This window comes from Paraclostridium dentum (assembly GCF_048568265.1).
Taxonomy (GTDB): domain Bacteria; phylum Bacillota; class Clostridia; order Peptostreptococcales; family Peptostreptococcaceae; genus Paraclostridium; species Paraclostridium dentum.
The window spans coordinates 1,474,652-1,489,903 of the sequence record NZ_CP183813.1 but is presented as its reverse complement, the minus strand read 5'-3'; the positions used below and the strand labels follow the sequence as shown (position 1 = coordinate 1,489,903).

Below are 15,252 nucleotides of genomic sequence, written 5' to 3'. Positions count from 1 at the left end.
TTAAATATAAAGCTAATATTCAAAATTTTATAAAAAAATAGTGTAATTTATTAAATTACACTATTTTTAAATCTTATAATATTACTTTAACCTCTTCGTTTATAGTTATAGAATTTTCACTTACATTGCAATCGTATGAAATTATGTTAACTCCACTTAAACTTGCTTTTTTTAACATATCTCCAAATTCTTGATGCATTTTAATATTAGGTGTAAAATACTTTACATTATCCATTTGTACAACAAATAATATATAGCTTACATATCCATCTTTAGATGCTTCTATAAGCTCTCCTACATGTTTGACTCCTCGTTCAGTTTTAGCATCGGGAAATAAAACCACACCATTTTCTTCTAAAGTAACTCCTTTTACCTCAACAAAAGCTTTTTTAGTTTTTGTTTCTATATATATATCAAATCTAGATGACTTATATGTTTTTTCAGGTTTTATAGTTAATAATTCTTCATCTAGCCCAGGAAGAATTATTTTTTTATTTATTAAAGCTTCATAGGCTATTTTATTCGGAACTTGCGAATCCATATTGATTAGTCTATTTCCTTTTACAACACTTATAAGTGAATACTTAGTTTTTCTCTTGGGGTTATCATGTTCTTGTAAATATACAGTACAACCTTCAATTAAAAGTTCTTTACACTTACCTGTATTTTTTACATGAACAATTTCTTCTTTTCCATCTACAATACAATGTGCTATAAATCTATTTGGTCGTTTTACAAAAGTAGCTTTTACAATATTATCATAAATCATGTCATCATCCCTCATATATTAGTCTACAGATTTTAAAGATTCAACCATTTTTACTTTTTTTAGTTTAAAATACATACAAATATTTACTAATGTAGCAAATATAAATGTAAGCATACCAGATAGTATAAAACTAATAGGTTTTATATCTCTTCCAAACATAACAAATTCAAGTTCAGCAGTCGTCATTATAAATCTATGTAAAAATACACCTAAAATTAGGCCTAGAATTGTTCCTATTACAGTTAAAATTATATTTTCTCTAAACACATAGGAAGATACTTCATTATCATAAAATCCTAAGACTTTTATAGTTGCTATTTCTCTTATTCTCTCACTTATATTAACATTTGTAAGATTATATAAAACAATAAATGCTAAAGCTCCTGCAGATACTATTATAAGTATAACCACACTATTTAAATTAGTTATCATATCAGAAAAAGAACTTTTTGCACTTGTGTTGAATGTAGCTGAATTTATGTTATCTAAGTTCATCATATCTTTACCTAGTTTATCTTGTGAAATTCCATCTTTTGTATTAATTAGTACCTCATTAAATTTAATATTTTCATTGAAAGTACTTTTATACAATTGAGGACTCATATATAAATAATGGCCTACATAGTTTTCTACTATACCAGAAACTTTTACTTTAAACTCTTTATTATCTTCATTTTTTAATACTATTGAATCTCCATCTTTAACTTTTAATAATTTAGCTAATTTTTCAGTTATTAAAACACCGTTATTATTTAAAGTATACTTTTTATTACTTACCCTATTTTTTAAGTTTATAAATTTATTTATATCATTAATATTCTCAGGGACTACAATATTTACATCCTTTTCTACAGAATTACTGATAACCTTATAACTCTTATTTTTTATATTTAAATAATTATTTATTCGGTCATCACTATCTATGACTTTTTCTTCTTTAGTTTTAGAATTCTTATCAACAGCTTTACCATAGTTTAAAGTCAAGTTATACTTAATTATCTGACCATATTGATTATCTACTATAGACGATATAGAGTCTTTTATTCCAAATCCAGTTAGTAAAAGAGCACTACATCCAGATATTCCTATTACAGTCATAAAAAATCTTTTTTTGTATCTAAATATGTTTCTACAAGTTACCTTTTGTGTGAAATTTAATCTATTCCAAATAAAACTTATTCTTTCAAGTAATATCCTTTTTCCTTCCTTAGGGGACTTAGGTCTCATAAGTATAGACGGAACTTCTTTTAGCTCTTTATAGCAAGAATATATTGAAGCTAATGTAGTTGTTAAAACTGCTATTAATGTAGATAATATAATTAATCTTACACTAAAAACTAGACTAACTTTAGGAAGTGTGTATGTCATACTGGCATATGCATTATATATAACTGAAGGAAATACAGTAAGTCCTATTAAATTTCCTAAGGCGCTTCCTAGAACACTTGCTAACAATGAATATAGTATATATTTTAACATTATAGATCTAGTACCATATCCTAAAGCTTTCATAGTACCAATATTTATTCTTTGTTCATCAACCATTCTAGTCATAGTAGTTAAACAAATTAAGGCTGCTAGCGAAAAGAAAAATACAGGGAATATTTTAGAAATAGATTCTATACTATTAGCAGAGTTTTTATAATCAACAAATCCATAGTTAGTATTTCTATCTAAAATATACCACTTACCATTTTTTATATCTTTAATTTTTTTCTCTTCTCGATCAATTTCATCCTGAGCTTTTTGTAACTTAGATTCTACTTCTTTTTTATTTTTTAAATATGTAGCTTGTCCTTTTTCAAGTTCATTTTTACCTTGTGCAAGTTTGTATCTAGCATTTTTAAATTCCGATTCAGCTTCTTTTTTCTTTACATCAAGATTACTTCTTTGACTATTTATTAATTCTTTATTTTTTTCTATATCCGTTTTAGCTAATAACAATTTATTTTGAGTGTCGTTAAAAACTTGTTCTTGTTTTATTATCTCTTCTCTTGCCTGTGATAAAGCTATTTCAGATACTTCAAGCTTTTGTTTGCTTTTTTCTAAAATAAATTCAAGTTCTTTTCTTTTTTCTTCATCTAAGTATTCATTAGATAAAACTTGTTCTATACTAGCTATATACTCCTTTAACTTACCAACTTCATCTTCTTGTTCTTTTAGCTTATCCTTAGCTTTGTTTATTTCTTGCTGGGCAGAATCTTTGCTTGTATTAAAAACATTTATTTGTTTATTAAGTTCAATTTCACTTAAACTTAATTTTTCAGAAGCTAAACTTATTGACTTCTCTGCAGAAGATATTTCACTTTTAACTTGGTTTTCTTTTTTATCAAGGTCCTGTTCACTATTTTCTATTTTAGACCTGGAGTTTTCAATTTTAGTTTTAGCTTTGTCAAGTTCATTATAAGCATTAGTTTTTTCTTTTTGTAACTTTGATTTACCTTCAGATAATTTTTCATTAGCATCATTAATTATTTCTTTATATCTTAAGCTAGCTCGGTCTTTTCCAAGATCAACTAATTTATCTTCTATATTTTGTACTTTATCTTCATATTCTTTTGAGTAAGAATTTAAATCTTTTGCTCCATCTACAGTTATATAACTTTCTGTGTAGTTAGTTAGTTTGAATTCATTATTTAAAACCATTATAAAGCTATTCAAAGTTCCACTACCTATAGTACTGCTACCTTTTGCTTTTGCTATATAATATGGTGTTTCTACTTTACCAACAACTTTATATTCATTGTGTTTTAGAGTAGTACTTAAATCTTCATTGTTATCTCCATAAATTTTGATGGTACTTCCTAATGGTATATCCTTAGAGTCCTCAATTAAGCACTCTTCCTCTGATTTAGGATATCTACCTTCAGTTATTTTTATTTTATTTATATAATCACTATTGCTTTTTTCTGGCAATCCATGGACTTTTAAAACTAATTGATTTGTACCTATACTAGTTAAAACTTCTTTTGAATATGTAGGATACACATTAGAAATTCCATCTATCTTAGAAATTGAATTAATATCTTTATCTGTTAATCCTAAATTTGAAACTACAGTCAAGTCCATTAAATTATTTTGGTCATAATACTTGTCTGCTGTAACTTCCATTACAGGAGATGCAACTTTTATTCCCGTAAAAAAAGAAACCCCTAAAGTTATTATTGCAAAAACAGATAAAAATCTACCTTTAGATTTTTTTATCTCCCTAAAAGTATCTTTAAATAAAGGATTTCTCATATTTACCACTCTATCCTTTCTATAGGAATAGGCGCTTCATTTTTTTCTACTTTATAAACTTTGCCATTTCTTACAGTAATTACTTTATCACCCATAGGAGCAATTGCCATGTTGTGTGTAATTATAACTACAGTAACACCAAGTGTTTTATTTGTATCTTGAAGCACTTTAAGAATTGATTTACCAGTATTATAATCTAGAGCACCAGTTGGCTCATCACATAAAAGTAGTTTCGGATTCTTAGCAAGAGCTCTAGCTATAGCTACCCTTTGTTGTTCTCCTCCAGATAATTGTGATGGAAAATTATGTTTTCTATGGCTAAGTCCTACTGATTCTATAACTTGCTTAGGGTTTAAAGGGTTTTTACAAATTTGAGTAGCTAATTCTACATTTTCTATCGCAGTTAAGTTTTGAACTAAATTATAAAATTGGAATACAAATCCGATATCATGTCTTCTGTATTTAGTTAATTCTTTATCGTTATAATTACTTATATTTTTCGAATCAACAACTACAACTCCATCGGTTGAAGAATCCATACCTCCTAATATATTTAATATGGTGCTTTTTCCTGCTCCACTAGCACCTACAATTATTACGAGCTCACCTTTATCAATTGAAAAATTCACACCATCTAATGCATTTATTTCAACTTCACCCATAGTATAGGTCTTTTTTACATTTTCAAATTTTATGTAGTTTTTCATATCATCTCCTCCTGTTTCTTATAGTCATTATACACTATTTGAGATGATAACTAAATCTAATTCAAAATTAATCTTTCTTTTGATTTGGCATTTCTAAAGCTGTAGATTTTCCAAAGTAATATCCTACAACCATACTAAAGATAGGCATAAATTCAGATGGTTTTATACTTCCTATTATACTTAAGTAGCAAAATACAATAGTTAGACATATCGCTATCATCTTTCTTACACTTGAAAAAACGTCTTTTAAAATATCTGTAAATTTCATAAACTCCCCCCTTAGTATAGTTTATTATCTTAATTGATGTATATACCTATCAATACAAACAAAAAAACTATCCTTTGAGTTTAATTAGACAAAATAGAATCCATCAAATTTAACTTTTCAGATAGTTTTTTATTATATTATTAATTTTTTAGATTAAAGTTTCTTTTACTTCGCAAACCTCATATTCATCTGCTTTTTTCCCAAATAGTTGTACTCCTATGAAAATAGCTATTATCGAAATAGGAATAACTATATATATTGATACTCCTAAACCTGCAGGAATATACCCAAATAATACAGTTATACTTGCTACAAATAACGCATAGGGCATTTGTGTTTTTACATGGTCAATGTGGTTACATGCAGCTCCCATAGATGATAGTATTGTTGTATCTGATATAGGAGAGCAGTGATCACCAAATATAGCTCCTGTAAGTACTGCACTTGTAGATATCACTATAAATGATATATCTGGATTTATAGAGTGCGCAAGAGGAATTGCAAGAGGCATTAGTATACCCATAGTTCCATAAGCCGTACCTGTTGAAAAAGATATTATTGATCCTAGTATAAATATTACACTAGGTAGTAAAAATGCTGGCATAGACCCTGATAGTAATGTAACTAAAAATTTAGCTGTACCCAAATCTTTTATTACTGAACTTAAAGACCATGCTAGTATTAATATGACAGCTGTCATTAATAAGCTTTTCATCCCATCTATCCAAATTTCTATAGCTTCGGATACTTTAAATATTTTTTTCGAAACAGCCATTAAAATAGCAACTATACTTGAAATAATAGATGATTGAAATAGTGCTACAGATGCATCGGCTGAACTAAAAGATTCTTTTATAGCTAAAAATGACAATGGTGATTTAAGCATTAAATTTTGAAGTTCAATATTATCACCATTAACTATTGATGTATAACCACTGTAATAGAAAAATATTAATGATGTAACTATAAGAGTTCCAATAGGTATAATAGCATTCCATACACTCAACTTCACTCCATCTTTAGGTTCTAACTCTGATTGAATTGAATCGTTATGTTTTGTATCTAAGTTATTAAAATGAGATTGTTTAGCTTTAATCTCAGCTTTTCTCATAGGACCAAAATCCTTTGCTAAAACAATAGTTATAATTACAAATGCTAAAATTAATATATTATAAAATCTATAAGGAATAGTTTGTAAAAATATCCCAAAAGCATCATTATTTAGGCCAATACCTGAAAATGCATCATTTATAAGTCCAACTTCTAATCCTATCCATGTAGATATTATTGCAAGTCCTGCAATAGGTGCAGCTGTTGCATCAATTATAAAAGCAAGCCTTTCTCTTGAAATGTTCATTTTATCACTTACTGGTCTCATAATAGGCCCTACTATTAATGAGTTTGCATAATCATCAAAGAATACTAAAAGTCCTAAAAACCATGTTATAATTTGAGTTCCTTTGGAACTTTTAGCTTTATCAGCTAAACTTATTGCTATTGCTTTAGCTCCTCCCATTTTTGCTACTAGATGAATAACTCCTCCAATAGCTAGAACTTGGAGTATTATACCTGCATTCCAAGGATCAGCAAGTGAATTAAGAGCTCTATATATAAAATCTATGAATCCTTGAGGTAAAGCTAAAACTAAATTAGTACTATTTAAGCTAAGTAAAAAGCTACCAGATAAAATACCTATAAATAGTGATATTACAACATTTTTAGTAATAAAAGCTAAAAGTATAGATACTATCGGTGGAATTAAAGTTAAGAATTTAAATTTATTTGCATTTTGAAATGCTATGTCTGTTTCTTGAGCAAATGAAATTGGTGTTACTAAAATTATTAAAACTAAAGTTAATAAAGCTACAACATATTTTTTGTTTCTCATAAAAATCCTCCCTAAATTTAACTTTAGTGAATTCAAAGGGTAATAAGTACTTAGGGCTTTAAATAAGAAAAAGCCTTGAGTATACACTCAAGGCTTTTTATACTATGCAAAATATACATAATATTTTTTCCTTAAATGATAGCTCAACACAAATATAATTTGTGACAGTGATGTACATATTCTATACATCCCCAGCATATAACCTTAAAGCATTAGTTATAAACTTCGGCGATAATTCCTTTCCTAGTAAATCTACGTGCTTAACTCATTACTAGTACTCATAAGTACCGCGCCTCTACCTTTTTAATTCACTTTTATATTAAGTAAATTATATATATGTTATTGTAAATAATCAACTGTTTTTTCAGTATTTTCTAAATCTTCATTAATTTTGAATTTTATCTAACAACTTTTCTAGTTAAAGTTCCTATGCCTAATCCCATCATTACAACACCTACTAAGACTTCTAGATTTGTTAATATATAACTAACTTCTGTAGGCTTACAATTTATTGTTCCTACTCCTCCGAAAGAACCAATACTTAAACTTAATGTTTCATTTAGATCTTTTAATACCTTCGACATAGATAGAGTTTTAATAGTGCTCATATTATAAATAATTGTTTTATCATCTACTTCTACTCCTAAAAACAAATACAATATTGAAAATATGAGTATAATAACTAACGATGAATATATTGCAAATTCAGGTCTTTCTCCGTATCCACAAGTTAGCCAGTATAAATAGGATTCTAACTTAGGTATTATTTTTAAAGACTTTCTTTGAGTGCTTTTACATAGGTAATAGTACTCTCCAAAGTTATTGTTTAAGGAGTTTTCTTTAAACTTATCAGCTAAGGTTTCATATGTCATATAAAGACCTTCATATTCGTCTCTAGTTTTAAACTTAATAGGTAATTTATCAAAGAAGCTTTTTTCATCTAGTTTGGTTTGGAATTTATCTCTGAATTCTAAATCTTTAATATATGTTGAAATAGTTTTGGCCCCACATAAGTCACAATCAGCAAAAATTATCATATCCAAATAACTATCTATAATTATAATATTATCTAGTGCACTTTGTTCAAAGTTAGTTGTTTTTAAGTTACATTTTTCAAAAACAGAAAAAGACAATATGCAGTTTAAAAATTTTGCATAGATATTACAATTTATAAAATGAGATGAAAAATTATCATATTTATTTAAAGATGGCTTACTTTGGCTTTCTTCTTTAAAAAAACTACAATTTTCAAAACTCACTCCTCCATCTTCAAATTTACAATTTTCAAATATGCAACCCACAAATCTACATTCTTTAAAATTTAAGTTTCTGAATGTACATCCGATAAACTTTGTACATATAATATCTTTGTTTTCTATTGTAGAAAATTTATCTTCATCTAAAATTCCTTGTTTTCCAAATATTTCTTCATTAAAAACTTTAAAACTGTACTGTTTACAAGGATTATATGTTTCAGGTAAATTCTTATGCCTCAATATGCTATCAAATAAGTTTTTATTGTTTATCTTCCTTTTATGTAACTGATTTTTAGTTACATAAACTTCTTCTTTAAAATTTATATATCCCATTAGAATATGGTTTTTTCCTTATTCTTTATTAGGTTGTATACCCTGAATATTTTTTATTTGATAAGCATATAAAAAGTTTTTTATTATCATATAAATACCTCCATAGAAGACTATTATTTACTTATTGTCTCTTATTTGATTACATAATATTCCTATAGTTAAAATTAAACAAAAAAGCCATATCAATCCTGATTCAAGGGCTTTAATATGGCTTCTTGTTTAAATATTTAGTTTTCTATAATTATTAATATCCAAAATTCTCATCTATAAAAATAACATGTATTCTTCCTTGATATCTTTGTCTTTTTATCAAAGTATATTCACAGCATATTCTATCGCTACTTTTACAGTCCATGCAATAACCTGAAGATTTGCAAGGTGTTTTAGTATCTAATCTTTTAGCATTCGCAGGAGCAGAAAACTGTTCATTTCTTTCTATAGCAGCATCTACATCTTTAACAATTTTATTTTTTCCACATATAACAATAACTTTGTCTGGACCATATAGCATTGCTGCTACTCTATTTCCATTTCCATCAACATTGTAAAGTTCTCCATTTTCTGTTATAGCATTCGTGCTTGTAAAATATGCATCTGCAAAAAATGATTTTCTATATATGTCTTTCATGTCCTGAGGCTTAAGGCCCTCTTTATATCTGTCAAGAAAATCATATCTTCCTTTTCTTAAATAATCTATTACTCCTGTTTCGAATAAAGTTTGTGAACCTCCACATGCAACTAAAGAGTTCTCTTCTACTAACTCGTCTATTTTTTTTATTAAATCTTCTTTAGATTTTACTAGGTATCCATTCATATTGTTACTTTCTAGCGCCTTAATAGTTCTTTCAATTTGTTTCTCACAAACCCAATGTAAATTTTTGTCCATATTTATATATCCCTTCTATTAAAATTTTTACCCCTATAGTATATAAGAGCATTTATTTCACACCCTAATAACATAATCCAACTACTTAAATAAAACCAAGTAAGAAGAGCTATAATACCTCCTATACTTCCATATATAACTTGATAATTTGAAAAGTTATTTGTATAAAAAGAAAATACAACTGAAACTAATATCCATCCAAATATAGATAAAATAGCCCCTGGCATTGCCTCTATTAAATTTATCTTTTTATTAGGCCCATACCTAAATAAAGAACTAACTATCCATATAGTTATTGCTATTACAAAAGAGTATCTAAATAAATTCCATGTTGGCATAAACAGTTTACTAAGACCTAAAAATTTAAATATTATATATCCAACCTTTTCTCCATATAATAAAAATACCATTGATGAAATTATTAGTACTATGAGTTCTACTGTAAAATAAAATGATATAAGTATTAGTTTGAAAAAAGATCTAGTTTCCTTTAAATTATATGATTTGTTTATGCCCTTTATAAATACTCTAACTGCACGAGATGAACTCCATAAAGTAAAGATAAAACTGAATACAGTTAAGCTTATACTTTTATCACTTATTGCAGAGTTTATTATAGATTCAATCATAGCAAATGCACTATTGGGAATCAAATCATTAAATGAATTTAAAAACTTATTAATATGAATTATCGGTATATAACTTAATAAGTTTATCATAAATATCAAAAAAGGAAATATAGAAAGCAATAGGTAATAAGACATAGCTGCAGCTCTTGAATTAACGTCATTTATGTTTACTTTTTTATAAATAACATTATTTTGGACATTGCTTTTTATATTATTTATATTATTTATAAGATCAACCACCTTTCACTCCTATAATATAATATCACATTATATTATATATCAAAAAATAAAAGTATTGCTAGTTTTTAGCAATACTTTTATTTTTTGATATATTATTTTATATAATTTCTTAATTTATTTTTTGTATTTTCATCTGCAAAAGAAGCTTCAACACTATTTAGATAAATTGTTTTATAGTCATCTTCACTCATTTCAAAGTTATTAAATATTATGTTATATTCATTAGTTAAATCAATATCTGAAACTGTTCTATTGTCAGTATTTAAAGATACTTTTATTCCATCTTTATGGAAATTATTTAACGGATAATTTTCTATGTTTTTTATAGCTTTAGTTTGTAAGTTACTTGTAGGGCACATTTCTAAAGTAATATTATTTTCTTTAACAAGAGTATAAGCTTTTTCACAATCTTTTATAAACACTCCATGACCTATTCTTTCAGCTTTTAAAAGTGTTATAGCATCATATACATTTTCTCCTATTCCAGTCTCACCAGCATGTATAGTTACTCTATATCCATAGCTTCTAGCTAAAGTAATAGGCTTTTCAAATTTCTCGCAAAACTGTTCATTTTCACTTGAACATAAATCAACGGCAACAACTCCATTATTTAAATATTCTTTCCCAGATTCTATTACATCATAACTACTTTCAACACTCATAGTTCTCATACATGATAATATTAAATTTCCTTTTATATCATAAATTAATTCAGCTCTTTTTATCCCTTTTAAAACACTTTCTATAACTTGGTTTACAGTTAAACCTTTATTTACATGAAGCAAAGGAGCAAATCTTATTTCTATATAAACTATGTTTTCTTTTGATGCATCCTCCATAAGTTCAAAAGCAATTCTTTCTAAACTATCTTCATCTTGCATTATAAGTCCTGGCAATTCAAATCTTTTTAAATATTCATCTAATGACTTACAGTCCTTAGGTGCAACCATCATATTTTTTATTTCTTCGATATTTTTTGACGGTATATCTATATTCTTCATATTAGCTAATTCTATTATAGTTCTCGGCCTTACGCTCCCATCTAAATGACAATGTAATTCTATTTTTGGTAATTTTTCAAAATTCATATATCTATCTCCCTTTATATATATTTGTTTTTATTATTTATTTTATATATTAAATCTATAAAAATGCAAAAAAATCCTAATTACAAAGAAAATACATTAAGCATTTTCTTTGTAATCAGGATTTTTTTGGAACCTGGTAGAAACTCCCAAACCATATTATTGGGATTATACAAAGTGAATTTTTATATTGTTAATGATTATATCATAAAGCCTAATAATGTCAATTATTTTTAAAAATAAATATAAAAATAGGTATTGTTAGTTTAGTTTTACTAAATAAAACAAAAATTAATATGAACTAAAGATTAGAAACACTAAACTTAATAACAATTAATATAAATTTTTTATTTTTTATATGTAGCTAAACCTATTGAAATTACTTGTTTGCATTTGCATTTTTTAAAAAGCAAAAAAAACTTAACAAAAATCATTGCAAAATTCTTTTTTTTTTCGTATAATATTTAGTTTGCTTTTTTGCTGTATACAAATTTGTATTTATTATATATAATATTATTAAATACAAGAAAAAGGAAGGGATATTATGGCCAGGCGGCGATCTGTAGAACAAATTCTACTAGTACTGATAGGTTCTATTATACTATCATTTGGAGTTTATAATTTTAATTTTCAAAACAACATTACTGAAGGTGGAGTGTTAGGATTTTTACTACTGTTAAAAAACTTATTTAACATTAGACTTTCATTAGCAAATCTTATCATAGACTGTGCTCTACTATTAGTAGGATACAAGTTTTTTGGTAAAAAATTTATTAAGTATTCGTTAATAGCAACTATTAGCTTCTCTTTATCATTTAGCTTTTTTGAAAGCATAGGTCCAGTTATACCTAAATTCGATAACTTAATACTGGGAAGTATAATTGCCGGTGTTTTTGTTGGTTTAGGATCTGGTTTAGTTGTTAGAGCAGGAGGTGCAGCTGGTGGAGACGATGCTTTAGCATTAGTAATTTCTAAGACTACATCTTTAAAAATTGGTAAAGTTTATATGATAAGTGACTTTTTTATATTAGGTTTATCATTAATATATTTATCATTTTCTCAAATAGCTGTATCTTTAATTGCGGTCAGCGTAAGTGGAAAGGTTATAGACTTTGTATACTCATACAAAAACAAAGACATTGTAAGAGTTTAATTATAAAAGGGATATAAGATTATATTAATATAATCTTATATCCCTTTAAAATTTTAAAATACTATGATTATTTTATAGTATTATCTTTTATTTTCAAATATAGTTTTTGTAGTATCTAAATCCTTACCTACACATCTTTGACTGTTTATTCTCTCTAAAGCAAGTATTTGCTTTGAAAACCCATTGAATACTTCTGATAATTTTTTTAACATAATTAAAATCCCCTTTCGTGTTTTACATATTGTATACAATATACTGTATATGATTTTCGATACAAAGTCAAGTATTTTTACAATAAAAACAAAAAAGAAATGTTAAAATTTAATTTTTTAACATTTCTTTTTTGTTTTACATAAGGTTATAATATTTTTTTAATATTACAGCTCTTATAGATTCATATTTTATATTGTCAGGCAATTTTTTCTTTATAAGACTAATCTTGTCTATTCCTTCTTCTTCACACATTTTTAATATATGTTCTTCATCTTCTTCAGTATAATATTTTTCTAAATTCACCTTGAAATCTATTTCAGATCCATTCTTTATCATATCTGTTACATAACCTAATATAGTAGAAATAGATACCTCTATTTCATTGGATATGTCTTCCAATGCTTTACTTTCTCTTAGCATATCTAATGCTATTTCTTCATTAGTTCGACTATCTCCATCTATTATAACTTTCAATCTGTTTTTTTCTTTCCAAATTTCAGATATATTATTTTCTTTTGTGTACTTATTAACTATGTCTAAAAATACATGTCCATATTTTTTTACTTTTACAGGACCAAACCCACTTATATCATTTAGTTGCTCTTCATTTGATGGGTACCTTCCACTAATTTCTTTTAATGAATTTTTAGATATTATCATAGTTGGCAATACCCCTTCATTTTTAGCAAGTTCACTTCTTTTTATATATAATTTTTCATAAAGTTCTTTATCTGTTTTAATATCTATAAAGTCAAGTTTTTCCTCTTGTGAGCTTATAAAGTCACCCTGTATTTTTATATTATTTTCTTCAACATATTTGATTATTGCACTTTTAAATATTTCTCCATATTTCTCATATTTTATATTTCCGACACCTGGAGTTTTTAGCATACTTTCTTTTGTTATCGGGTATTTACTAGACATAACTTTTAAAGTTCCATCTCCAAATATCATATAAGGAGCTATATTTTCTTCTTTTGATATATTATATCTAATTTGCTTAAGTATATCATACAGTTCATTTGATACTTCTAAGTTTTTAGATACTTTACTTTCTTTGAACTCTACTTTAATATCTCCTTTTATGATTTTCATAGAATTTTCATTTAATTTTATAGTTGGATAAGTTCCGTCTATAGAATCTATAAAACCATGAGATATAAGTGTATTTATAAAAGTTTTTAAATCATCCGATGGGTAATGTTTCATTATTCCGTAAGTAGATAATTCATCAAATCCAAATTGTAATACTTTTTTGTTTTTAGATCCTCTAAGCACATCTATAATCATAGTTATTCCAAAACTTCTTTTCATTCTAGCTATACATGAAATAACCTTTTGAGCATCTAAAGTTTTGTCAACTAAGCTTCCATCATCTAAACAATTACTACAGTTTCCACATTCCTCTTTAAAATCTTCTCCAAAGTAATTTATAATACTTTTTCTATAACAATCATTACTATATACTAAATCTGACATATCCCTTAATTTTTTATATTGAATGTTTTTTCTATTTGGGTTTTCTGTACCAATTTCAATTAAATATTTTTGTATATGTACATCTCCAGGCGTAAATAAAAGTACACATTCACTTTTTTCACCATCTCTACCAGCTCTACCAATTTCTTGATAGTAATTTTCTATACTCTGTGGCATGTTATAATGTATCACGTATCGTATATTAGGTTTGTCTATTCCCATTCCAAATGCATTGGTAGCAACCATAACACTTACATCATCTTTTATAAAACTTTCTTGATTTAATTTTCTTTCTTCAGCTCCAAGTCCTGCATGATACCTAGATACATTGTACCCTCTTTTATTTAATCCTTCATATATCTTATCTACTTCTTTTCTGGTTGCCGCATATATAATTCCACTTTCAGATTTATGATTATTAATATACTCTAATAGATATTTATTTTTATTTGAAGCTTTTTCTATAGTTATAGTTAAATTTTCTCTGTCAAAACCAGTTATAAATAATTTAGGATTATTAAGTTCTAATAAGTTTATAATATCGTTTCTTACTTCCACTGATGCTGTCGCTGTAAATGCAGTAATTATAGGCCTTTTTTCTAAGTTATTTATGAATTGAGATATTTTTCTGTAGCTAGTTCTAAAATCATGCCCCCACTGAGATACGCAGTGAGCTTCATCTATGGCTATTTGGCTTATTTCTTTAGATTTTATTAAATTTGAAAATTCATATGAATCTAATCTCTCTGGTGCTATATATATAATTTTATATTTATCATCATCTATATTTTTTATTATATTTGAAAGTTCCATTGTAGATAAAGAACTATTTATAAAAGTTGCATCTATTCCCATTGTCTTTAACGAATCCACTTGGTCTTTCATTAGAGATATAAGAGGAGATATAACTATCGTTAGACCATTTAAAATAAGAGATGGTATTTGATAACATATGGATTTTCCTCCTCCAGTTGGCATGATCGCTAGAATATCATTTCCTTTTATAATTTCATTTATTATATCTTCTTGACCTTTTCTAAATTTTGGATATCCGTAATATTTAGATAGTACATCTAAAGGTTTTATATTCATCTATCTTCTCCTTT

The 15,252-nt window shown here is 26.5% G+C and carries 12 protein-coding genes and 2 riboswitches; of the genes, 1 reads left to right on the top strand and 11 read right to left on the bottom strand.

What is annotated here, in order from left to right:
* Positions 1-73: 73 nt before the first annotated feature.
* The 9 genes from sfsA to add all read right to left on the bottom strand — a co-directional run bounded on the left by sfsA (position 74) and on the right by add (position 11,304).
* Positions 74-769, bottom strand: coding sequence for a DNA/RNA nuclease SfsA (gene sfsA / locus ACN6I1_RS06590; protein WP_419743190.1), 696 nt, complete (start codon positions 767-769; stop codon positions 74-76).
* Positions 770-787: 18 nt separating this feature from the next.
* A complete protein-coding gene (locus ACN6I1_RS06585; protein ID WP_419743189.1) occupies positions 788-4,009 on the bottom strand; it encodes an FtsX-like permease family protein in 3,222 nt (1,073 codons plus the stop codon).
* Between the two features lie 2 nt (positions 4,010-4,011).
* Positions 4,012-4,716: an ABC transporter ATP-binding protein gene (locus ACN6I1_RS06580; RefSeq protein ID WP_419743188.1), complete on the bottom strand. Its 705-nt coding sequence runs from the start codon at positions 4,714-4,716 to the stop codon at positions 4,012-4,014.
* A 67-nt stretch (positions 4,717-4,783) separates the two neighbouring features.
* Complete coding sequence (locus ACN6I1_RS06575; RefSeq protein ID WP_021430992.1) at positions 4,784-4,984, bottom strand: hypothetical protein; 201 nt, start codon at positions 4,982-4,984, stop codon at positions 4,784-4,786.
* Between the two features lie 148 nt (positions 4,985-5,132).
* Positions 5,133-6,872 carry a Na+/H+ antiporter NhaC family protein gene (locus ACN6I1_RS06570; RefSeq protein ID WP_419743187.1) on the bottom strand — a complete coding sequence of 580 codons (1,740 nt, stop codon included), beginning with the start codon at positions 6,870-6,872 and terminating at the stop codon, positions 5,133-5,135.
* Between the two features lie 131 nt (positions 6,873-7,003).
* Positions 7,004-7,178: riboswitch (Lysine riboswitch) on the bottom strand.
* Between the two features lie 92 nt (positions 7,179-7,270).
* Positions 7,271-8,461, bottom strand: a complete 1,191-nt coding sequence (locus ACN6I1_RS06565) for a pentapeptide repeat-containing protein (protein ID WP_419743186.1) — start codon at positions 8,459-8,461, stop codon at positions 7,271-7,273.
* A gap of 244 nt (positions 8,462-8,705) precedes the next feature.
* Entirely contained in the window at positions 8,706-9,347 is a 642-nt protein-coding gene (locus ACN6I1_RS06560; RefSeq protein WP_419743185.1) for a lactate utilization protein, read from the bottom strand.
* Positions 9,348-9,349: 2 nt separating this feature from the next.
* Positions 9,350-10,216: a YihY/virulence factor BrkB family protein gene (locus ACN6I1_RS06555; RefSeq protein ID WP_021432834.1), complete on the bottom strand. Its 867-nt coding sequence runs from the start codon at positions 10,214-10,216 to the stop codon at positions 9,350-9,352.
* Positions 10,217-10,308: 92 nt separating this feature from the next.
* Entirely contained in the window at positions 10,309-11,304 is a 996-nt protein-coding gene (add, locus tag ACN6I1_RS06550; protein WP_419743184.1) for an adenosine deaminase, read from the bottom strand.
* Positions 11,305-11,396: 92 nt separating this feature from the next.
* A riboswitch (purine riboswitch) is annotated at positions 11,397-11,497 on the bottom strand.
* A 348-nt stretch (positions 11,498-11,845) separates the two neighbouring features.
* On the opposite strand from add, the gene ACN6I1_RS06545 reads away from it, so the two are divergent.
* The gene (locus ACN6I1_RS06545) at positions 11,846-12,454 is read left to right on the top strand and encodes a YitT family protein (protein WP_021432832.1); all 609 of its coding nucleotides are present in this window, start codon (positions 11,846-11,848) and stop codon (positions 12,452-12,454) included.
* 80 nt (positions 12,455-12,534) lie between these two features.
* On the opposite strand, the gene ACN6I1_RS06540 is transcribed toward ACN6I1_RS06545, so the two are convergent.
* Both ACN6I1_RS06540 and recQ read right to left on the bottom strand, forming a co-directional pair.
* Positions 12,535-12,666 (bottom strand): hypothetical protein, encoded by a 132-nt coding sequence (locus ACN6I1_RS06540; RefSeq protein ID WP_021430567.1) that lies wholly within the window; start codon positions 12,664-12,666, stop codon positions 12,535-12,537.
* Between the two features lie 136 nt (positions 12,667-12,802).
* On the bottom strand, positions 12,803-15,238 hold the full coding sequence (gene recQ / locus ACN6I1_RS06535; protein WP_419743183.1) for a DNA helicase RecQ: 2,436 nt from the start codon (positions 15,236-15,238) through the stop codon (positions 12,803-12,805).
* Positions 15,239-15,252: the final 14 nt, after the last annotated feature.

Bases quoted from the DNA above. Each gene is read 5' to 3' on its own strand.
- add (WP_419743184.1), bottom strand. From the start codon at position 11,304: ATGAATTTTGAAAAATTACCAAAAATAGAATTACATTGTCATTTAGAT.
- ACN6I1_RS06560 (WP_419743185.1), bottom strand. From the start codon at position 9,347: ATGGACAAAAATTTACATTGGGTTTGTGAGAAACAAATTGAAAGAACT.
- ACN6I1_RS06580 (WP_419743188.1), bottom strand. From the start codon at position 4,716: ATGAAAAACTACATAAAATTTGAAAATGTAAAAAAGACCTATACTATG.
- ACN6I1_RS06545 (WP_021432832.1), top strand. From the start codon at position 11,846: ATGGCCAGGCGGCGATCTGTAGAACAAATTCTACTAGTACTGATAGGT.
- ACN6I1_RS06570 (WP_419743187.1), bottom strand. From the start codon at position 6,872: ATGAGAAACAAAAAATATGTTGTAGCTTTATTAACTTTAGTTTTAATA.
- recQ (WP_419743183.1), bottom strand. From the start codon at position 15,238: ATGAATATAAAACCTTTAGATGTACTATCTAAATATTACGGATATCCA.
- ACN6I1_RS06585 (WP_419743189.1), bottom strand. From the start codon at position 4,009: ATGAGAAATCCTTTATTTAAAGATACTTTTAGGGAGATAAAAAAATCT.
- ACN6I1_RS06575 (WP_021430992.1), bottom strand. From the start codon at position 4,984: ATGAAATTTACAGATATTTTAAAAGACGTTTTTTCAAGTGTAAGAAAG.
- ACN6I1_RS06540 (WP_021430567.1), bottom strand. From the start codon at position 12,666: ATGTTAAAAAAATTATCAGAAGTATTCAATGGGTTTTCAAAGCAAATA.
- sfsA (WP_419743190.1), bottom strand. From the start codon at position 769: ATGATTTATGATAATATTGTAAAAGCTACTTTTGTAAAACGACCAAAT.
- ACN6I1_RS06565 (WP_419743186.1), bottom strand. From the start codon at position 8,461: ATGGGATATATAAATTTTAAAGAAGAAGTTTATGTAACTAAAAATCAG.